This window comes from Blastococcus brunescens (genome assembly GCF_035320885.1).
In the GTDB taxonomy this organism is placed as follows: Bacteria; Actinomycetota; Actinomycetes; order Mycobacteriales; family Geodermatophilaceae; genus Blastococcus_B; species Blastococcus_B brunescens.
The window spans coordinates 4,228,817-4,248,535 of the sequence record NZ_CP141261.1 but is presented as its reverse complement, the minus strand read 5'-3'; the positions used below and the strand labels follow the sequence as shown (position 1 = coordinate 4,248,535).

Genomic DNA, 19,719 nt, shown 5'->3' with positions numbered 1-19,719 from the left:
TACGTGTCGGCGGCGACCCGGATCGTCATCATGGGGACCTTCGCAGTGGCCTTCGGCATCGTCTTCGGGCTCGGGGGATGCCGTCTCTCGGCCACGCGGCGTTCTTCGGGACGGGCGGCTACGTCGTGGCTCTCGGGCTCACGCGCTGGGACTGGGGCTTCGGGACGATCCTCTTGGTGGTCCTGCTGGGCGGTGCGGTGCTCGGGCTCGTGTTCGGCCTGCTCAGCCAGCGTCTGGACGGTATCTATCTGCTCCTCATGACCCTGGCGCTCGCTCAGGCCATCTGGGGGCTGGCCTTTCAGATGGTCGACGTCACCCGGGGCGACACGGGGATCAGCGGAGTCGACCGGGGCACCATCCCTTGCCGGTGGACGACCGCGACACCTTCCACTACTTCGCGCTCACCGTCTGCCTCATCATCGTCGCACTCCTGTGGTGGGTCACGAGGTCTCCGGTGGGCCGGGCGATCGACGGCATGCGCGCGAGCCCCACGCGCATGGCCGCGCTCGGATACAACATCGGTGCCTACAAGGTGAGCGCTTTCCTGATCTCCGGCGTGGCATCGGCGCTCACCGGAGCACTCTTCGCCTATCAGCAACAGTTCGTCGGCGTGGAGATGCTCGACTGGACCACCAGCGCCACGATCTTGCTGGCGGCCATCGTCGGCGGTGCCCGGCACTTCCTCGGACCGGCCCTGGGCATCGGGGTGCTCATCGCGGCCGAGACGGTGCTCGCCGAGTACACCGATCGCTGGACCGCGGTCCTCGGGCTCCTCTACATCCTCACCATCCTGCTGCTGCCCGAGGGCATCCTGGGTGTGAACCGTTGGTTCAGGCGACGCTCGCGACCTGACGAGTCGATGGCGGGGAGACCGGCGACGCACTCCCGGCGCGCGAGTCCCAGGCGGCGGGGAGCCCTCGTGGTTGAGCCGGCGATCGAGGTCGAGGACATCCGGGTCAACTTCCGCGGAGTGACGGCCCTGGACGGTGTCAGCCTCTCCGTGCCAGCAGGTCAACGCCGGGCTCTGATCGGTCCGAACGGCGCCGGGAAGACAACCTTGTTCAACGTCCTCTCCGGCAGCCTCAGGCCGACCACGGGGCGAGTGTCCCTGTTCGGCGAGGAGATGAGGCGGACGTCCGTCCAGGCCCGCGCCCGCAAAGGCCTGGCGCGGACCTTCCAGATCACCAACCTGCTGTCCGACCTCTCCGTGCGCGAGAACGTCCTGCTGGCAACCGCGGCGGTGAAGTCCTCGACGCGCATCACGTTCTGGCGGCCCCTGGTCACCATTCCGGGCGTCAGCGACAGGACCGAGGAACTGCTGCGGCGATGGGAACTCTGGTCCGTCCGGGACCGGACCGTGTCGGAGCTCGCCTATGGTCAGCAGCGGGTCCTCGAGATCGTGATGGCCCTGGCGAGCGATCCGAAGGTCCTGCTCCTGGACGAGCCGACGGCCGGGCTCTCCAAGAGGGACGCCGCCATGCTCACCGACGTGGCTGCGGCGCTTCCCGAGTCGCTCTCCCTGCTCGTGATCGAGCACGACATGGATGTCGCTTTCACCCTCGGTGAGGTCGTGACCGTACTGGCCGACGGCAAGGTGCTCGAGGAAGGGCCTCCGGACGCGATCCGGTCGTCGCCGGTCGTCATCGAGACGTATCTGGGAGAGCACGACGATGCTGCTTGAGGTCCGCGATGTCGACACGTTCTACGGCGACAGCCAGGCGCTGAACGGCGCGTCGATCGCCGTCCAGGAGGGCGAGCAGGTCGGAATCCTCGGCCGCAACGGCATGGGGAAGACGACGCTCGTGCACACGGTCATGGGCTTCCTGCGCCCTCGCCGGGGAGATCCGCTTCGACGGGCGCGGGATCTCCGGTTCCCCGCCGGAGAAGATCGCGCGACGCGGTGTCACCCTCGTTCCGCAAGGACGACGCGTGTTCGGGTCGCTGACAGTGGGTGAGACCCTGCGGGTCAGCTACCAGCAGCGCGGCGCCGAGCCGTGGACCGTGGACGAGGTCTGCCAGCGCCTGCCCATCCTGGGGGAGCGATGGAACCAGCAGGCGGGTTTGATGAGCGGGGGCCAGCGCCAGATGCTCGCGCTCGGTCGCGCCCTCGTGGGCAACGGTCGCTTGGTGATGATGGACGAGCCCAGTGAAGGGCTCGACCAGCACCACCTGGCCCTCGTGGTCGAGACGGTGCACGAACTGCGCCGCCGTGGGACTGCCGTGGTGGTGGTGGAACAGAAGCTGCGCTTCGTCCTGGATCTCGTCGACAGTCTGCACATCATGGTGCGGGGGCAGTTCGTGGAGTCCTTCTCTTCGGCCGACGTGCGCGGCAACCCGGCTCCGGTCCTCCGGGCTCTGGGGTTTGCAGGCGGAGACGCCGCGACCACCAACCGACCGTCCTGATCGCTCCTTCCACGAGCCGTGTGGCCGGCAGTCGTTGGGAGGGAAGCATCGATCGTGGTGTCCGGAATCGGCATGCGAGGGGTGCCGGCCGCTCTTCTTCTGCGTGGAGGAGGGACGGGTGCCATCGCTGCCGAGCCGGACGTGCCCGCTCGAGTGGTGGCGCGCGGCGATGCAGGTCGTCGAGTCGGGAACTGCGAACCATCGGGTGGTGTTGGAGCCCCGATCGTGACGGGCGTAGGGATCACAGGCAGCGCAGGATGTCGGCCAGCTCGTCCAGGCTTGCCAAGTTGTGGCCGCTCACGAATCGGTCGAGGTGGGGGAGCGCGGCCGCCATGCCGCGGGCCAGCGGCTGGTAGCGGCTGTCGCCCTTGAGCGGGTTCACCCACACCAGCCGGTAGGCGTAGCGGGCGGTGCGGGCCATCTCGTCGCGGATCTCTTGGGGATCACCGCGATCGAGTCCGTCCGAGCAGATGACCACGACTGCGCCGCGGAGCATCCCGCGCCGCCCGTACGAGCGGTTCAGCGTGGCCAGCGACCGGCCGATCAACGTGCCCCCGTCCCAGTCCACGACACGTTCGGCCGCGGCCGCGAGCGCCCGGTCCACATCGCGATCGGCCAGCTCGTCGGTGAGGTGGGTGAGACGGGTGCCGAATGCGAAGACCTCGACGTCCGCGGTGTTGAACCGCGCCGCGTAGGCGAAGTGGAGCAGGGCGCGTGAATACCCGGCCATCGAGCCGGACACGTCCAAGATCAGGACCAGCCTCCGGGGTCGCACCTTCCGTCGTCGGCGCGGGCGCCGCAGGAGCTCGCCGTCGGTCTGGATGGCCGCGCGCACCGAGCCGCGAAGATCGGTGATCGGTCCCCGGCGGGCCGGCCGCGTGCGCCGTGACAGCCGGTGCGGAACCGCGACCACGATGTTCCCCATGAGGTCACGGATGGCCTGCAGCTCGTCCTCGGTCGCCTCGCTGAACCGGCGCCGGCGCAGCGCCTCCACCGCGGAGGCGATCGCGCCGGCCAGGCTGTCGTCGGCCTCGCCGTCCACTTCGCCGGAAGGCTGGTCGACGCGTCTGCTGGCCTGGTGCTCGGCGGAGTCGTCCGAGTCCGCGCCCCCGCCTGACCGGCGGGTCCGGGCGACGGCGTCCGGCCGGGAGCCCCGGCGTGCCCGCCCGGCGGCGACTCGCGGGCCCCGGACGGTACGGCGTCCTCGGATGGCGTGCCGTCGGGCACGGTGTCGCCGGAGTCGGACGCGTGACTGGACAACCAGGCAGCGAAGCCGCGGTCGTAGGCCGGTAGGTGCTCGTGGTGGACGACGACCGTCGTGCGCCCGGCCCAGTAGAGGTCCCCGACGGTCGCGTGCGGACCGAGCTCCCGCAGCGAGGCCACCAGCGTGATCGCCTGGTGTGCGCCCACCTCCAGGCCGGAGCCGCGCAGCTGGTGGCAGAGTGCGGCGACCTCGTCTCGCAGGTCGGTCAGCGGCTCCGGATCACGCACCGAGGACGTCCCGCAGGGCCGACCTCACCCGTACGACGTCCTCGCGCTCCTTGACGATGGTGGTGAGGGTGTCCTGAGCGGTGGCGAGGTCGATGTCGTCGACGCCGAGCAGGTCCAAGGCCCGCGCCCACTCGATCGACTCGGCTACGGCCGGCGGCTTGAAGAGGTCCATGGCACGCAGCCTGGCGACGGTCTCGGCGACACGGCGGGTCAGCTGCGCGTCCACCTCGGGGGCCCGCATCCGGATGATGCGGCGTAGGCGGTCCACGCTCGGGTGCTCGATCCAGTAGTAGAGGCAGCGCCGGCGCAGCGCCTCGTGGATCTCCCGCGTGCGGTTCGACGTGAGGATCACCACGGGTGGTTCCTCAGCGGCGACGGTGCCGAACTCGGGGATGGAGACCTGGAAGTCCGCGAGGATCTCCAGGAGGAACGCCTCGAACTCATCGTCGGCGCGGTCGATCTCGTCGATGAGCAGGACGCCCCGGGAGCCGGCCCGGATGGCCTTGAGGAGCGGGCGCTCGAGAAGGAACTGCTCGGTGTACAGGTCCGGGGCGACCGGCTCCCCGGCGTGCGCGGATGCCTCGACCATGCGCAGGTGCAGGAGCTGGCGCGGATAATCCCATTCGTAGAGGGCCTGGCTGGCGTCGATGCCCTCGTAGCACTGCAGTCGAATGAGGGGGACACCGCGGAGGTCGGCGAGCACCTTCGCCATCTCGGTCTTGCCCACCCCGGCGTCGCCCTCCAGCAGCAGCGGGCGACCCAGGCGCAATGCCAGGTGGACGGCCATGCCGAGGCCTCTGTCGGCGATGTAGTTCCGCTCCTGGAGAGCAGCCAGGACGGCGTCCACCGTGTCGAATCCTGCCGTCTCCACAGAGTGCCCCTCGTCCGACCCGGACGTCTGCGATCCGATGCCCGGGAACGATGCTTCCTGGCGGGACCACCTGCCCGTCAGCGTGCAGGACACCTCTGCCCAGTGCAGCGGGAGGCGCGTGCGGCACCAGTATGGACAGCGATGTATGCGGACGTATACCTTTCTGTCGAGCCTGGGCCGGCTGCGGCCAGGGCCATGATCGACTCGCGAGGTGGGGCGTGCCCGAGATCACCGGAACGGACCTCGTCGGCGGCACGGGCAACGCTGCACGGTGTGCCGCGCTCGCCGCCCGCGAGAGCGGCGCCGAGGTCCGGGTGGTCGAGCGCGCCGACGAAGCGCAGCGCGGTCGGAACATCGCTTGCACGGCAGTGGCGCCGGCCCGGCCTCCGACTCGGTCTTCGCCCGCATCGCCAGTTCGCAGGCGGCCGCGCACGCGGCGGTCCGAGCCGCAAGGACCGACCATGAGACAGGGCGCGGTCGACACGCGCTCGGCCAGGTGAGAGGAGGTCCATGAAGCCGGCACCCTTCGAGTACGTTGCTCCGACGACACTCGCCGAGACCCTGGACCTTCTCGACGCGCACGGCGACGAGGCGAAGGTCCTGGCGGGCGGGCAGAGTCTGGGACCGCTGTTGAATCTGCGCCTGGCCGTTCCGTCGGTGCTGGTCGACATCAATCGTGTCCCCGGGCTCGACTACCTCGAGGCCGATGACGGGCACGTACGCCTGGGCGCGCTCGTCCGCCAGCGTGTGGCCGAGCGTTCCACAGTCCTCGTCGAGGCAGCGCCCATGGTCGTCGAGGCGTTGCACTCCGTCGGCCACATCGGGATCCGGAACCGGGGAACGCTTGCCGGCAGCATCGCGCACGCCGATCCCTCGGCCGAGATGCCGGCGGTCCTGACCGTGCTGGGCGGCTCGGTGCGGGCGGTGAGCCGGGACGGGGACCGCACCATTCCTGCCGCTTCCTTGTTCCAGACGTACTTCACCACGGTCCTCGAGCCCGAGGAGATGGTCGTCGAGGTACTGCTGCCCCGTCGGCCCGCGCGCACCGGCCATGCCTGGCTGGAGTTCGCACAGCGACACGGCGACTTCGCGATCGTCGGTGTGGGTGCCGTCGTGACCCTCGACGAGGACGGCAACTGCCTTGCCGGCCGTGTGGTCTGCACCGGCGTGGACAGCGTCCCGTACGACGCCAGCACGGTGGCGGCCGCGCTGGTCGGCTCCCCGTGGACGCCGACGCGTGTGCCGCGGTGGCCGACACCATCGCCAGGACGTGCGAGCCGGGGTCGGATGTGTTCGCGGACGCGTCCTACCGGCGGCGGCTCATCCGTTCCCTCGTGCCGCGTGCACTGCAAGCGGCGAGTCGACACGCCCGAGGAGGAGCAGGTGGAGAGTGAACGACTCGTACAGATCGAGGTGAACGGAGCGCCCTACCGATCCTCGGTCCCGGTGCGCACGAGTCTCGCCGACTTCCTGCGCGAGCATCTCGGGCTGACCGGTACCCATGTGGGGTGCGAGCAGGGGTGTGCGGCGCCTGCACCGTGCTGCTCGACGGGCGGAGCGTCCGTTCGTGCATCGTTCTCGCCATCGGCGCCGACGGATCTCGCGTGGAGACCGTCGAGGGTCTGGCCGGCGACGACGGGATGCATCCCCTGCAGGAGGCGTTCCAGCAACACCACGGTCTGCAATGCGGGTTCTGCACTCCGGGCTTCCTGATGACTCTCGTCGAGGTGCTCGGCGAGCGGCGCGGTCTGGCGGACGACGAGATCCGTGAGGCCATCTCCGGCAACGTCTGCCGCTGTACCGGGTACCAGGGCATCGTGGACGCCGCTCGGACCGCCGACCGGACCTGGGAGCGCCGAGTCGAAGGTGACCCGGAATGACCCCGAGACAGACCGCCGAGTCCATGCTCGGGGTCCAGCGTGGACGCGACCACGCTGTCGTGGGTGCCCGCATCCCGCGGCGGGAGGACCGACGCCTGCTCACCGGGGCCGGTCGCTACGTCGGCGACATCACCCTGCCGCGGATGTGCCATGCCGCATTCGTGCGCTCGTCACAGGCCCACGCATTGATCTCGGCCATCGACGTGGCGGATGCCCGAGCCGCGGACGGAGTCGTGGCCGTCCTCGCCGCGGCCGACATCGATCCGGTGACCTTCGTGGACTACGCGACGGCTCCGGCGTTGAAGAAGACGCCGCAACCCGTGCTCGCGTCCGAACGTGTCCGCTTCGTCGGCGAGCCCGTGGCCATCGTGATCGCAGAGACGCGCGCGCTCGCTGAGGACGCCGCGGAGCTGGTCGACGTGTCCTACGAGTCGCTCATCGCTCACGTCGACGTCGACCGTGCTGCCGTCTCGGCGGAGGACCCACTCTTCCCCGAGCTGGGCTCCAACGTGGTCTTCCACGAACACGTGGTGAACGGCGACCCTGCCACCGCCTTCGCCGAGGCCGCCCATGTGGTGACGGGCCGCTACCACGGCAACCGGTACGTGGCCGCCCCGATGGAGGGCGCCGGCATCGTCGCGAGCTATGACCGCGGGTCGGAAGAGCTGCAGGTGTGGGCGGGCACCCAGTCACCGCACGTCATGCGGAACCGCCTCGTGGACGCGACTGGACTCCCAGCTCACCGGGTTCGCGTCCAGGCGCCGGACGTCGGAGGTGCCTTCGGGCAGAAGATTCCGATTCGGGTGGAGGAGGCGGCGGTGTGTCTGGCCGCCATCCGGGTGGGGCGACCGGTGCGGTGGCTGGAGGACCGCTACGAGAACCTCGTCGCCGCGCCACACGGCAAGGAACAGGTCATCGATGTCGAGCTCGCGATGGCTGCCGACGGCACGTTCCTCGGGCTCCGATCCCGCATCGTCGGAGATGCCGGCGCCTACTCGCACAACAGCGCAAGTGCCCTGATCGAGCCGCTCTGGTCGTCTCGCCTCATGCCCGGTCCCTACCGGATCGCACACTACGAGTACGACATGAGCGCCGTCGTGACGAACAAGTCGCCGGTGGCGCCGTATCGCGGCGTGGGCATGACTGCCGGACACACCGCGCGTGAGCTCGTGGTCGAGCGCGCGGCGAGGCTCATCGGCCGGGACCCTGCTGATCTCCGGATGCAGAACCTCGTGCCGCCAGACGCCTTCCCGTACACCTCGTGCACCGGCATGGTCTACGACAGCGGCAGCTACCAGGAGTGCATGCAGACGGTGCTGGAGCGCATCGGGTACGAGGACTTCCGGAAGGAACAGCGAACCGCCCGGGCGGAGGGCCGCTATCTCGGGATCGGCGTCAGCCCGTATGTCGAACCGGGAGGGTTCGGGACCGAGGGCGCACGTCAGGTGGGATCGTCCTCCTTCCCCTCCCACGACTCCGCACGTGTCTCGATGGACCACACCGGCAAGGTCCTGATCGCCGCGGGCACACCGTCGCAGGGTCAGGGCCACGCCACGGCCCTCTGCCAGGTCGTCGCCGAGCAGCTGTCCGTCGACATCGACGACGTCGACCTGCTGCCGGTCGACACCGCCACCTCGCCGGTCAGCATGGCCGGTACGCGGGCCAGTCGCGTGGCCGTGGTCACCGGCGGAGCCCTCACCCTGGCTGCGTCTGATGTGAAGGACACGATCCTCGACCTCGCCGGCGCCATGCTGGAGGTGGACCCCGGCGACCTCCGGCTGGAGGACGGCAGGGTCAGCGTCGTCGGGGCGCCCGAGCACTCCGTCACCGTCCGTGATGTCGCTCATGCGGCGCACTTCAACCCTGAACTCCGCAGCACCGTGGCCGAACCGCAGCTGACGAGCACGCGGTTCTACGACCCCAAGGCGTCGTACAGCAACGGCTGCATCGCCGTGACGGTGGAAGTCGATCCAGAGACGGGCGAGGTGCGACTGCGTGACGTCGTCGCTGCCGAGGACTGCGGCACGGTGATCAATCCGCTGATCGTCGACGGACAGGTCCACGGCGCAGTCGTCCAGGGCATCGGCGGCGCCCTCTTCGAGCACCTGCTCTACGGCTCGGACGGGCAAGTCATCACCAGCACCCTCATGGACTACCTGCTGCCCACCGCTCCGGAAATACCCGACATCGACGTCGTGCACGTCGAGTCGCCGTCTCCCAACAGCATCGGCGGCGCCAAGGGCATGGCGGAGTCCGGGGCGGTCGCCACACCCGCTGCCGTGGCCAATGCCGTCGCCGATGCGCTGGCCCCCTTCGGTGTCGTGGTCGAGTCGCTGCCGCTGTCACCACAAGCCGTCGTCCGCCTTCTCGAGACGGCCGATCGAGAGAATCGGACATGATCGAGCTCCGGAACACCTCCATGTCCCCGCCCCGCAGGAGGAGGCGTGGCGACTCCTGATCGACATCGAGCGGATCGCACCGTGCGTACCCGGCGCGAAAAGGCCAGCGCCGTGCCGGATTCGTCTCCGTCGGCAGACGACGGTGGCCCGTCCGCTGGCCAGTCCCCACGGCTGAGTTCCCCGAGGTGGGACCGGAGGTCCCGTCCGATTCGTCGGCGGAACCCTCCCAACCGCTCCGACCGGCACGCGAGAGCGATGAGCCGATCGACCTCCTGGCCGTCGCCGGCGGGGCGGACGCAGACCGCGCGGGCGCCCTCGCGGGTCGGCCTGCTGCTCCTCGCGATCCGTGCCCTCAACGGCAGGTCCTCCACCGGTCGGCGCTCAGTGATGACTCGTGGGGGCTGCGGTGTCCTGCTCGTGCGGCCACGAGAGCCGGCTGCTCTGACGAGCGCAGGGGCAGCGCTCGTCACAGTCGGCGTCCTAGCGCTGCGCGACGACGGCACCCACGCGCACAGACCTGATCGTCGCGCCACTCGTGGGAGCCGCCACCTGCTGGCCGACCACGAAGTGGCCGGCGGCGGTCCGGGCGGCGTCCTCGCTCTCGAACAGGACGAACCCGACTGCCTCGTCGCCGTCGACGGTGACCCAGATCTCGCCTCGGATGTCCAGTCCCGGTGCGCGGCTCAGCAGGTCGTCAGGAAGCCGCCGAGCGGCATCGGCGTCGAGAGAGGTCACGTCGAGCTGGAGGCAGAGGGCGTACACGGGTCTCCTCTCGCAGTGGAGTGAGCAGCATCCCCTTCGCCCGGCGAACTCACAAGCGAGCGCCGGGACCGTACGCACTGCACGCGGAACCCGGGGTGACTCGCTGGCCGCCCGGATGACGCGTGCGCGACGGGCTGCCTTCGGCGCCACGCTGACGTTCGCCACGAGCACCCCCGATTCCTGACGCAGACGCGAGTGGAGATCAGCGACCCGCACAGATGAGCGACGTGGCGGTTCCGCGAACATCTCCGAGACGGGACGGGTGCCGGAGGAGGCGGGCGTCCGGCAGGCACCGTCCGGAGACATCTGCCGGTTCATCGGGCCGCTGGGAATCTTCGATGGGGCTGCGCCGGGACGACCTGACGGGGATCGGATGAGCGCCGAACGTGCGGGGACCGCGTCCGCGACCGACCCGCTGGGCCTCCGTGGCAAGGTCGCCGTCGTCACCGGCAGCACCAAGGGGATCGGCCGGGCCGTCGCCAGCCGACTGGCCGCCTTCGGCTGCCACGTGGTGGTGACGGGGCGCGACGAAGGCGTCGTCGCTCGGACCGTGGTGGAGCTGCGTGCGACGGGCGGCTCGGCAACCGGCATTCGCGTCGACGTCCGTGACGCCGAGGACGTGCGCGTCGCCTTCGCGCGCGCGGCCGAGGAGGTCGGCCCGGTCGACGTCCTGGTGAACAACGCGGGTGCCAGCTTCGGCGACGACTTCCGGCGCGGCCCGCTGCTCGAGCTCTCCGAAGAGGACCTGCTGGGGGCCTTCCGGATGAACGTCCTCACGGCCTTCCGCTGCAGCAGGGCCGTGGTGCCCGCCATGCTCGAGCGCGGGCAGGGGGCCATCCTGAACATCTCCTCGGTGGTGGTGAAGGCACCGATGAAGCAGTTCGGTGCGTACTCAGCGGCCAAGGCGGCGCTCACCAATCTCACGGAGGCCATGGCGCTGGAGTGGGCGCCGGCCGTACGGGTCAATTCCCTCCTGGTCGGGCACATCAGCACCGAGCGGGCCGACCTGAGCCGGTCACCGGAGGACGTCGCCCAGCTCGAGCGGCACATCATGCTCGGCCGGCTGGGCCTTCCTGAGGACGTCGCGACCGCGGCGGCCTTCCTGGTGTCCCCGGGAGCCCGGTGGGTGACCGGGACGGCGGTGAGCGTCGACGGCGGCGTGCGCAACGTCTGACATCGACGATCGAAGCGGTGGTCGAGGGCCTCCTGTATGCGAACTGCTGGCGCCCCTGCCGTCGCACGACCGCTGCTCACGGTCACGGCGGGACGGCCCGCGAGAGCATGCCACAGCCGGACATGACGACGGCGACTGGCACCAGGCCGGCCGATGCGGGATCCCCTCGTCGGCTGGTCAGCCGTGGCGCGCACGGCCATGTGCCGGCGGCCGTGGACGAGGTGGCGCGTGACCTCACGGCCGACAGCCGCGCGGCGGCAGCGGGCCTGCCGGTGCGGAGGACCACCTCGATGTGCTCGGTCGCTGCTCCGGCCCCATCACGCGAAAGGGGCGACCACCGCCCACTGGGCGGATTGACAACTGAATGTTCATAAGTAGGCTGGAAGTCGCGCTGCGGTCGGTGGGCGCCGTGCTCGAGCGAACGCAGCAAGAGTTCCGTGCGACCACAGCCGGGAGGACTCCGACGCATGGCCATGAGCGCGGGTGTGAGATCCACGCCGGCCGATCCGGAGGGGCCTCCCGCTGCCCGGCTCCCGCGTCGTGAACGACCCCGGACGCGCGCCGCGGTCCGCACCCTGCGAGGCGCCACCGCCAACTGGCCGGGAGTCGTGGTCGCACTCGTCCTGTGGGAGCTCCTGCCCCGGATCGGCGTCCTTCCTCCGGAGAACATCCCCCGGCCTCGGAGGTCCTTCCGCGATTCGCGGGTCTGCTCGGTGACACAGCCTTCTGGTCGGACGTCGGCTCCACCTTGCAGGGATGGGCGATCGGACTGGGCATCTCCATCCTGCTGGCCGCGCCGCTCGGCGTGCTCATCGGCAGCAACGCGTACCTGGACCGCGCGACGCGGGCGACGGTCGAGTTCCTGCGCCCGGTCCCGTCGGTGGCCCTGCTGCCCCTGGCAATCCTGGTCCTGGGCATCAGCATGGACATGAAGATCTTCCTCGTGGCATTCGCGACCTTCTGGCCGATCCTCGTCCAGGCCATCTACGGGGTGCAGGACGTCGACCCCGTGGCCCGGGACACCGCTCGGTCCTTCGGCGTGGGGCGCGTTGCCATCTTCTTCCGCGTGACGCTGCCCAGCGCAGCCCCTACCTGGCAACCGGCCTCCGTGTCGCCTCCGCGCTCGGCATCATCCTGGCGATCACCGCCGAGCTCGTCGCCGGCGTGCCCGGCCTGGGGCAGGCGATCCTGCTCGCGCAGAGCGGCGGTGCCAACGACCTCATGTACGCCCTCATCCTGGCCACCGGGCTGATCAGCCTCGGGCTCAGCGCGGCGTTGCGCCGGGGCGAGAGGCACGCCCTCCGGTGGCACGTCAGTCACCGGGAGGTGACGTCGGCATGAACCGCAAGATCGTCCTGCTCGCCATCGAGATCCTGTCTCCGCTCGTCCTGCTCACGCTCTGGTACGTCTGGTCCGCGAACTCCACGAGTTTCTACTTCCCACCTCTGTCGCTGATCCTCGAGCGCTTCGGCGAGGTCTGGCTGGGCGAGGGCCTGGTCGAGCACGCGCTTCCGAGTCTCGGTCGCATGGCCACCGGCTACTTCGTCGGCGCCGTCGTCGGCGTCGTGCTGGGAACCGCTCTCGGGCTCTCCACATGGGCGAGACGTCTGCTCGGGCCGACCGTCGAGTTCCTGCGCGCGCTGCCTGCGGTCGTGCTGATTCCCTTCGGCATCGTCGTGTTCGGCGTCGACACCACGATGAAGGTGTTCATCATCGCGCTGGGGTGCTGCTTCCCCGTAGTGCTCAACACGGCGGACGGCGTCCGGTCCGTGGAACCCACGCTGATGGACGTCTCGCGCAGCTTCGGCTTCACCAGGGCCGAGCGGCTCTGGCGGGTGACGCTGCCGTCGGCGAGTCCGCAGATCTTCGCCGGTCTCCGGACCAGTCTCGCCCTCGCCCTGATCCTGATGGTGGTCAGCGAGATGGTCGCCAGCACGAACGGGGTCGGCTACTCCATCCTGCAGGCGCAGCGGCTGTTCGCCACGGCGGACATGTGGGCCGGGATCCTGCTCCTGGGCCTCCTCGGCTACCTGATCAACCTCGTCCTGGTTCTCGTGGAGAGGCGCGTCCTCGCCTGGCACCGCGGCTTCCGGGGCAGCGAGCTGGGGTGGCGGCGCCGACCAAGGCGGCGCGGTCCCGCCGAACCTCGGCTGCCCGATAGGCAGACGGCGCCGGTCCTGCGGTTTCACTAGGAAGGAGTGTGCAGGTGATTCTGGAAGTCAGCGGGATCCGCAAGTCCTACGGTTCCGGCGAGACCGCCCACCTGGCCATCGCGGACGTGAGCTTCGCGGTGGAGCAGGGCGAGTTCCTCTGCATCGTGGGACCGTCCGGCTGCGGGAAGACGACGTTGCTGCGGTGTCTCTCCGGGCTCATGCCACCGACGAGCGGATCGGTCGAGCTCCAGGGCCGGGTGGTGCGCCAGCCCCCGAGGAGATGGCCCTGGTCTTCCAGGAGTACAACCGCTCGCTGTTCCCCTGGATGTCCGTGCGCGGGAACGTGGAGTTCCCTCTGAAGAAGAAGCTCAGGTCGAAGGCAGAGCGACGGGCCGCCGTGGAGGACGCGCTGGCTGCGGTGGGACTATCCGGTGCGGCGGACAAGTACCCATGGCAGTTGTCGGGGGCATGCAGCAGCGAGTCGCCATCGCGCGCGCGATCTCCTACCGGCCCGAGATCCTGCTCATGGACGAGCCCTTCGCGTCGGTCGACGCACAGACGCGCATCGAGCTCGAGGACCTGATCCTGAGGGTCCGCGACAGCTTCGGCATGACCGTCCTGTTCGTCACGCACGACATCGACGAGGCGGTCTACCTGGCGGACCGGGTGATCATCCTGACGCGCCCGCCGACGCGCGTGCAGGAGGTCCTGTCCGTGCCCCTGCCGAGGCCGCGCCACCAGACCACGACGAAGGAGCTGTCCGATTACGTGCGCCTCCGGGGCATGTCTTCCGGGCGATCATGGGCGCGGACGATCGCCCGGCCGAAAACGCGCAGGTCCGACGAGGTGCGGACGACTAGACCGCGCGCACTGACAGGTCGCGGCGCCGCCGCGGACCGATCATCCTCCAGAAGGGCGTGAGCCATGCGCAGCAACATCCCTCGTGGAACAGGTCGTGGTAGCCGTCGGTCGGATGTGGGCCGCAGCGCAGCTGCGTTGCTCCTCGTCGCAGCCCTGGCCGCGTGCGGTGGCGGGGACGGCGGCTCCACCGCATCCGAGGGGAGGAAGGCGGCGGCGGTGGAGAGCTGACCAAGCTCGACGTCGGCATCCTCCCCATCGTCACCCTCGCCCCCTCGCGCTCGGTGTCGACCAGGGCTTCTGCGAGGACGAAGGCCTCGACGTGGAGCTCCACCTGGCCCAGGGCGGATCCGCGCTGGTGCCGGCGGTGGCCAGCGGGCAGTACGGCTTCGGGTTCTCCAACAACCTGTCCCTGATGGTGGCACGAGGCCAGGGCCTGCCCTGCGCATCGTCGCCGCCGCCAGTCGCGAGACGCGGCCCCCGGACAGGTTCGTCGAGGCACTCGTGGTCGGGCCAGACAGCGACGTCCAGTCGCCGGCGGACCTGGCCAACTCGACCATTGCCGTGAACACGCTCAACAGCCTCCAGCAGGCCGCGGTGCAGGCGACGCTGGAGGAGGCCGGCGTCGATCTGTCGACCGTGGAGTTCGTGGAGATCGGGCTGCCCGACGTCCCCCTCGCCCTCCGCGAGGGACGGGTGGACGCGGGCCACACGGGCGAGCCGTTCGTGACGCTGGCGGAGCAGGACGGAAGCCGGGTCATCGCCGACTCCTATGAGGCCATCGAGGAGGGGCTGGACATCTCCTCCTGGTTCACGACCGACACGTTCTTGGAGCAGAGCCCCGATGTCACGGAGAGTTTCCTCGCCTGCATGGACACCGCCCGGGCGTACGCCGAGGAGAACCCCGACGAGGTCCGGTCCTTCCTGCCCGGCTTCATGAACGTGGATCCCGAGCTCGCCCAGGAGGTCCAGCTGGGGAGTGGCCCGAGGGCCTGCCCAAGGAGTCCTCGCTCCAGGGCATCTACGAGGCTGCGGTCAAGTACGGGATGCTCGAGCAGGACGCCCTCTCCGATCCCACGGAACTCCTCTACGAGCCGGAGGACTGAGGGCCGGGCCGGTTGGCTGGGCGTGTGCCTCGGAACATGACGACGGCGTGCACTGACCAGTCATTCACGAGGAGCGCGCTGGTGCGGCGACCGTCCAGGGCTGCCGAGCAAGTCCGCGGCCCCCTGCGAGCCGGAGGAAGTCCTTGATCGGTCATCGACGCCGCCCATGGCATGAGCTGCTCAGCCATCGGAGCACCAACACCCACGAACAGTGGGCCTCGACGCCCGTACCGCGACGCTCGGGGACCGCGGTGTCCGCCGCCCTGATCCATCCGCTTCTCCGGCCCGTCCTACCGACGGTTCACCGCGAGGCGCCCCATCCCTTCTCCCAGTGAGGACGTGACATGTCCGAAAGAACGCTCATCCGCAACGGTCAGGTGTACGAGCACGGCGGCGACGTGCACCGGCCACGCGTCGCCGACGTGCTCGTGGAGGACAGCAGGATCGTCGAGGTGGGGCCCCAACTGGTGGCCCCGGACGCCACCGTGGTCGACGCGTCGGGCAAGCTCCTCGTCCCCGGATTGATCAACTCCCACTACCACTCGCACGACACCTTGTGCCGCGGCATGTTCGAGGAGCAGACACTCGAGACGTGGTTGCTCTACACGTTGCCGATGGGAGCGGGACGCAGCCAGGAGGAGATCAGGGCGCGCACGCTGGTCGGGGCCCTGGAATGCCTCCGGTCGGGGATCACCACGGTCCAGGACATGCTGGGACTGGTCCCGCTGACCGAGGAGAGCGTCGACGTCGTCCTCTCGGCGTACCGGGAGGTCGGGATTCGCAGCGTGTTCTCGCCCATGGTCTGGGACATCCCGCCCGTGGCCATGGTCCGGCACCGGGACACGCTTCCCGAGGATGTGCAGGAGATGCTCGGTACGCGGGCCCAGCCCGCGAAGGAGCAGCTCGACTTCCTCCGGGCCCAGCTGGACCGGCGCCCGGCCGCCGGCGCGCATCACTGGGCGGTCGCGCCCTTCGCGCCGCAGCGGTGCACGCCGGAGCTCCTCGAGGGGTGCGCGGAGCTGTCGGCGGAGCGCGGCCTCCCGGTGTTCACGCACGTGTACGAGACGCGCGGCCAGGTGCTGATCGCACGTGAGCTGTTCGGGCAGCACGGCGGTTCCCTGGTGACCTTCCTCAGGGACGTCGGGCTGCTCAACCCACTGCTGAACATCGTGCACAGCGTGTGGATCTCGCGCGGGGAGATCGACCAGATGGCGGCGGCCGACGCTGGGATCGTGCTCAACTTCCTGAGCAATCTCAAATTGAAGAGCGGCGTCGCGCCGGTCCTCGACATGCGGGAGGCGGGAGTCCGCCTCGCGCTCGGGTGCGACAACTGCAGCGGGACGGACGTGCAGAACCTGTTCCAGGCGATGAAGCTGTTCTGCCTGTTCGCAGCGGTGAGCGACCCCGAGCCCGGGCCGCCCCTCGCACACGAGGCGCTCCGCCACGCGACCCTGGGCGGCGCTCGGGCGGTGGGGCTGGGTGACCGGATCGGGGCCATAGAGCAGGGGCGGGAGGCCGACATCGTCTTCGTCGACCTGGACGATGTCGCTTACCTGCCGTACAACAGCGCGGCCCGCCAGTTGGTCTACACCGAGACCGGCCGCGGCGTGGAGAGCGTCATGGTCGCCGGTCGCATGATCCTCGACCACGGCACGGTCACGACAGTGGACGAGCAGGCGCTGCGCGAGGAGGTGGCCGGCCTCATGCGCCACTTCGTGGACGACTACGAGCAGGTCGTGAAGTCCCGCGAGCGCGCGTTGCCGTACATGGCTGAGGCGCAGCGGCGGGTCTGGAGCCAGGACATCGGGATCGACCGCTTCCTCCAGCGCACGCGGACCTGACCCCGGTTCGATCCGGGCCGGCGTCTGCGGCGTCGAGCCGGATGCAGCGAGGAGCGCGGCGTCGGCGACCCCGTCGGGCGCTGGTCGCGGGCATCCGGGTCCGGTTGCGGCGCGCCTCGCAGGAGGGACCGCCGTTGCCGACGGGCAGGATCGTGCCGGTGACGTGGGTCGCCTCGCTGAGGCGCTGTTCTCGGGGGCCGGGCTGGAGTCCGCGTCACGACCCACGTGGCGTGCGCCGTGATCGGTGTGGCGGCCGTCCGGCAGCGTGGGCGTGGTCGTGCACGGTCCACCGATCGACCCAGCTCCGCAACGCCATCCGCCGAGCCGAAGCCATCGACGGGGCCGGGATTCCCCGGCCCCCGGCACCGGTTGACGCATGGACGTTCGTTCAGCAAGCTGTGTCATCCGTGGCTCGACATGTCGAGCATGCCGTCGGGCTGACGGGGGTGGTCGCGTGGACGGATGGCTTCGGGGCGGGACTGGAGGCAGAGGATCGTGGAACGAGCAGGGTCGTGGCGTCACGCACTGCCAGAAGCCGAGCGGCAGATCTACGCGAGCGCAGGATTCGGACAGCGAAGCGAGCTCAGCGGAGATCTGGCCGTGCTGGTCATCGACGTCACCTACGGCTTCACGGGGCAGCGAGGCATGAGCCCGGAGGAGTCGCGAGCGGTCTACCCCAACTCATGTGGTGACACCGCCTGGGCGGCGGTCGACGCCATTGCCGAGTTGACCGGAGCGGCCCGCGCTTCAGGACGACCGGTGATCTACTCCCGCGATGAGTCGGGCGACTTGGTCGGCGGCGGCGTGTGGCAGCACAAGCATGGCCGGTTGGATGCGCGGCCCGCTGACGACGCGCAGATCGTCGACGACATCTTCCCCTGGCAGGGGACGAGGTCGTCGTCAAATCAGCTCCGAGCGTCTTCTTCGAGGGAGACCTGGCCGAACGACTGAAATCTGCCGGTGTCCGGGATCTGCTGATCGCAGGGACGAGCACGAGCGGTTGCGTTCGCGCCAGCGTGGTCGACGCCTTCTCCCACGGCTTCGGCGTAGGCATCGTCGAGGAGTGTGTCTTCGATCGGGTTCCGACCAGCCATCGCGTGAGCCTGTTCGAGATGGACCAGAAGTACGGCAACGTCATCCCGTTGACGGAGGTGCTGGACCACCTCAGGACTGAGGGTTCCTCTCGCTGACCATCAGGCCTGCCGTGCGCCTGGTGCCACGGCCGTCATGGCCAGGCGGCGGCTCGGTGGCGTCGTCGAGGCGCGTCGGCACCGGCTTGTGCCCGTGACCGACGGCGGACGCTCCGGACGTGTGCGCGCCAGCCGCCGCCGTCGGGATGCCGGCCGGCTGCGTGGCGTCCGTGTGGACCAGCTCGCCGGGCACCGACTGCTGGCGCTCGACCGCGGGCACCTTCGAGCCCCGGATCAACGGTCCGGTCATCGGATCCACCGCCGTCAGGTCGCCCGAGGATCACGGGTGGCGCATCTACGTGGATGCCCGTTGTCGCGCACCAGCTTGGGTGGACGCTGCGAGCGAGGGCACGGAGCCGTTGACAGCTGACCGTTCATTCAGGCATGCTGTGGCACCCGTCACACGGTGCGACGTTTAGGTGGTCCAGTCGATGAAGACGCACTCCAAGTCCCTGATCGCGAGCGCCACATGCCTCGCCCTGGTCACCCTGGCTGCGTGCGGCGGTGATGATGCCGGGCCGGCAGACGCTGCAAGCGACGCTGGCGACTACGAGAGCGGCACGTTGGTCATCCAGGGCAGCTCGCCCGACATCAACTCCGCATGGCAGGCAAACGTCGACCGGCAGTTCACCGAACGTACCGGCGCGACGATCGAGTGGCTGCCGGGCGCGGCTCCGACGAATCTCACCAAGTTGCTGCAGTCGAAGGGCGGAGAGCCCCCGGCCGACGTGGTGTTCCTGGACACGCCTACCCAGACCCAGGCCATCGCGGCGGACTTGCTGGAGGAACTGGACCGCGACCTGCTCACGGAGTCGGGTGAGTTCCTACCCGATGAGGTCTACCCCAACGAAGGCTACGGGCCTGCCAACATCGTGATTCGTCTCGGAACGTGCGTGAACACGGAACGAATTCAGCAGGCAGGCATCCAGTTGCAGGGATCCATCGACGACTGGTTCGACCCCGCACTCGCGGGTCACTTCTCGATGCCCGACATCTCGACCTTCTATACGCAGGCCACACTTCCCGCGCTGGCGGCGCACTTCGACGTCGACTTCGATGACCCGGCCGGTCTCCTCGACAAGATCGAAGAGGCACAGCCGGTGTCCTTCTGGACCAGTACCGCCGACGTGCAGCAGAGCCTGCAATCGGGTGACGTGTGGGTGACGCCGATCCTGGATGGCAGGTGCCTCAACTTGACGCTCCAGGGGAGCCCATCGAGTTCCAGCCATTGAACGTGACCATCGACGGGGAGTCCTACCGTTACGTCGGCCTCTACGACACGTGGGACCTCGTGAAGGGAACTGACAAGCCGCAACTGGCGCATGCCTTCATCGATATCGCTGCCAATGAGGCCTCCATGTCGGAGTTGCAGGAACAGTTCGGCTACCTCCCCGCGCGAACTGATCTGCTCGAAAAGGCCAAGCAGGATCCTGAGCTCTCGGACATGGTCGGCGACTACAACCTCGAGGACCTCTACGTCCCCGATTATCGCGAGTGGTTCTCGACCTATGCCGCCCCGTGGGTGGATGCGTGGAACCAGCGCTTCAAGAACTGACCCGGCGTCCCGTGGAGGCTCCCGCGCTAGGAGAAT

General features: G+C 69.3%; 17 protein-coding genes and 5 pseudogenes. 18 read left to right on the top strand and 4 right to left on the bottom strand.

What is annotated here, in order from left to right; genetic code table 11:
- Positions 1-77: 77 nt before the first annotated feature.
- The 3 genes and pseudogenes from U6N30_RS34790 to U6N30_RS28570 all read left to right on the top strand — a co-directional run.
- A pseudogene (locus U6N30_RS34790) lies at positions 78-329 on the top strand (ABC transporter permease subunit); the annotation flags it as partial.
- 38 nt (positions 330-367) lie between these two features.
- Complete coding sequence (locus U6N30_RS28580) at positions 368-1,681, top strand: branched-chain amino acid ABC transporter ATP-binding protein/permease (protein WP_324278521.1); 1,314 nt, start codon at positions 368-370, stop codon at positions 1,679-1,681.
- A pseudogene (locus U6N30_RS28570) lies at positions 1,671-2,403 on the top strand (ABC transporter ATP-binding protein). Before U6N30_RS28580 ends, U6N30_RS28570 begins: the two are co-directional and overlap by 11 nt.
- A gap of 241 nt (positions 2,404-2,644) precedes the next feature.
- On the opposite strand, the gene U6N30_RS28565 reads toward U6N30_RS28570, so the two are convergent.
- Both U6N30_RS28565 and U6N30_RS28560 read right to left on the bottom strand, forming a co-directional pair.
- Entirely contained in the window at positions 2,645-3,445 is an 801-nt protein-coding gene (locus tag U6N30_RS28565) for a vWA domain-containing protein (RefSeq protein WP_324274924.1), read from the bottom strand.
- Positions 3,446-3,886: 441 nt separating this feature from the next.
- The gene (locus tag U6N30_RS28560; RefSeq protein ID WP_324274923.1) at positions 3,887-4,858 is read right to left on the bottom strand and encodes an AAA family ATPase; all 972 of its coding nucleotides are present in this window, start codon (positions 4,856-4,858) and stop codon (positions 3,887-3,889) included.
- 417 nt (positions 4,859-5,275) lie between these two features.
- Here U6N30_RS28560 and U6N30_RS28555 point away from each other — a divergent pair, with 417 nt between their 5' ends.
- From U6N30_RS28555 to U6N30_RS28545, 3 genes are read left to right on the top strand one after another with little or no spacing between them, the layout of a single operon-like run.
- Positions 5,276-6,478: an FAD binding domain-containing protein gene (locus U6N30_RS28555; protein WP_324274922.1), complete on the top strand. Its 1,203-nt coding sequence runs from the start codon at positions 5,276-5,278 to the stop codon at positions 6,476-6,478.
- Complete coding sequence (locus U6N30_RS28550; protein WP_324274921.1) at positions 6,406-6,645, top strand: (2Fe-2S)-binding protein; 240 nt, start codon at positions 6,406-6,408, stop codon at positions 6,643-6,645. Before U6N30_RS28555 ends, U6N30_RS28550 begins: the two co-directional genes overlap by 73 nt.
- 23 nt (positions 6,646-6,668) lie before the next feature.
- Positions 6,669-9,044, top strand: a complete 2,376-nt coding sequence (locus tag U6N30_RS28545) for a xanthine dehydrogenase family protein molybdopterin-binding subunit (protein ID WP_324274920.1) — start codon at positions 6,669-6,671, stop codon at positions 9,042-9,044.
- A 480-nt stretch (positions 9,045-9,524) separates the two neighbouring features.
- Here U6N30_RS28545 and U6N30_RS28540 read toward each other — a convergent pair whose 3' ends face one another.
- Entirely contained in the window at positions 9,525-9,806 is a 282-nt protein-coding gene (locus U6N30_RS28540; RefSeq protein ID WP_324274919.1) for a hypothetical protein, read from the bottom strand.
- A 373-nt stretch (positions 9,807-10,179) separates the two neighbouring features.
- On the opposite strand from U6N30_RS28540, the gene U6N30_RS28535 reads away from it, so the two are divergent.
- From U6N30_RS28535 to U6N30_RS34780, 10 genes and pseudogenes are all read left to right on the top strand, one after another.
- Entirely contained in the window at positions 10,180-10,980 is an 801-nt protein-coding gene (locus tag U6N30_RS28535) for an SDR family NAD(P)-dependent oxidoreductase (RefSeq protein WP_324274918.1), read from the top strand.
- Between the two features lie 748 nt (positions 10,981-11,728).
- Positions 11,729-12,232 carry an ABC transporter permease gene (locus tag U6N30_RS28530; protein WP_324274917.1) on the top strand — a complete coding sequence of 168 codons (504 nt, stop codon included), beginning with the start codon at positions 11,729-11,731 and terminating at the stop codon, positions 12,230-12,232.
- A gap of 85 nt (positions 12,233-12,317) precedes the next feature.
- Complete coding sequence (locus U6N30_RS28525) at positions 12,318-13,172, top strand: ABC transporter permease (RefSeq protein WP_324274916.1); 855 nt, start codon at positions 12,318-12,320, stop codon at positions 13,170-13,172.
- Between the two features lie 14 nt (positions 13,173-13,186).
- On the top strand, positions 13,187-13,492 hold the full coding sequence (locus U6N30_RS28520) for an ATP-binding cassette domain-containing protein (protein ID WP_324274915.1): 306 nt from the start codon (positions 13,187-13,189) through the stop codon (positions 13,490-13,492).
- A 91-nt stretch (positions 13,493-13,583) separates the two neighbouring features.
- Entirely contained in the window at positions 13,584-14,054 is a 471-nt protein-coding gene (locus tag U6N30_RS28515) for an ATP-binding cassette domain-containing protein (RefSeq protein WP_324274914.1), read from the top strand.
- A 52-nt stretch (positions 14,055-14,106) separates the two neighbouring features.
- A pseudogene (locus tag U6N30_RS34785) lies at positions 14,107-14,424 on the top strand (ABC transporter substrate-binding protein); the annotation flags it as partial.
- Positions 14,340-15,137 (top strand): ABC transporter substrate-binding protein, encoded by a 798-nt coding sequence (locus U6N30_RS28510; RefSeq protein WP_422678155.1) that lies wholly within the window; start codon positions 14,340-14,342, stop codon positions 15,135-15,137. The pseudogene U6N30_RS34785 and the gene U6N30_RS28510, both read left to right, overlap by 85 nt.
- A 304-nt stretch (positions 15,138-15,441) precedes the next feature.
- Positions 15,442-16,938 (top strand): amidohydrolase family protein, encoded by a 1,497-nt coding sequence (locus U6N30_RS28505; RefSeq protein ID WP_324274913.1) that lies wholly within the window; start codon positions 15,442-15,444, stop codon positions 16,936-16,938.
- A 600-nt stretch (positions 16,939-17,538) separates the two neighbouring features.
- The gene (locus U6N30_RS28500) at positions 17,539-17,889 is read left to right on the top strand and encodes a hypothetical protein (protein WP_324274912.1); all 351 of its coding nucleotides are present in this window, start codon (positions 17,539-17,541) and stop codon (positions 17,887-17,889) included.
- A pseudogene (locus U6N30_RS34780) lies at positions 17,817-18,020 on the top strand (isochorismatase family protein); the annotation flags it as partial. The gene U6N30_RS28500 and the pseudogene U6N30_RS34780, both read left to right, overlap by 73 nt.
- A gap of 221 nt (positions 18,021-18,241) precedes the next feature.
- Here U6N30_RS34780 and U6N30_RS28495 read toward each other — a convergent pair.
- A pseudogene (locus U6N30_RS28495) lies at positions 18,242-18,384 on the bottom strand (IS481 family transposase); the annotation flags it as partial.
- A 175-nt stretch (positions 18,385-18,559) separates the two neighbouring features.
- Between U6N30_RS28495 and U6N30_RS28490 the strand changes: the two are divergent.
- Entirely contained in the window at positions 18,560-19,360 is an 801-nt protein-coding gene (locus tag U6N30_RS28490; RefSeq protein WP_324274911.1) for an extracellular solute-binding protein, read from the top strand.
- A gap of 2 nt (positions 19,361-19,362) precedes the next feature.
- Positions 19,363-19,683, top strand: coding sequence for a hypothetical protein (locus U6N30_RS28485; RefSeq protein WP_324274910.1), 321 nt, complete (start codon positions 19,363-19,365; stop codon positions 19,681-19,683).
- Positions 19,684-19,719 lie beyond the last annotated feature (36 nt).

Coding starts and splice junctions, on each gene's coding strand:
- U6N30_RS28555 (WP_324274922.1), top strand. CDS start 5,276: ATGAAGCCGGCACCCTTCGAGTACGTTGCTCCGACGACACTCGCCGAG.
- U6N30_RS28550 (WP_324274921.1), top strand. CDS start 6,406: ATGCATCCCCTGCAGGAGGCGTTCCAGCAACACCACGGTCTGCAATGC.
- U6N30_RS28545 (WP_324274920.1), top strand. CDS start 6,669: ATGCTCGGGGTCCAGCGTGGACGCGACCACGCTGTCGTGGGTGCCCGC.
- U6N30_RS28535 (WP_324274918.1), top strand. CDS start 10,180: ATGAGCGCCGAACGTGCGGGGACCGCGTCCGCGACCGACCCGCTGGGC.
- U6N30_RS28525 (WP_324274916.1), top strand. CDS start 12,318: ATGAACCGCAAGATCGTCCTGCTCGCCATCGAGATCCTGTCTCCGCTC.
- U6N30_RS28515 (WP_324274914.1), top strand. CDS start 13,584: ATGGCAGTTGTCGGGGGCATGCAGCAGCGAGTCGCCATCGCGCGCGCG.
- U6N30_RS28505 (WP_324274913.1), top strand. CDS start 15,442: ATGTCCGAAAGAACGCTCATCCGCAACGGTCAGGTGTACGAGCACGGC.
- U6N30_RS28490 (WP_324274911.1), top strand. CDS start 18,560: ATGAAGACGCACTCCAAGTCCCTGATCGCGAGCGCCACATGCCTCGCC.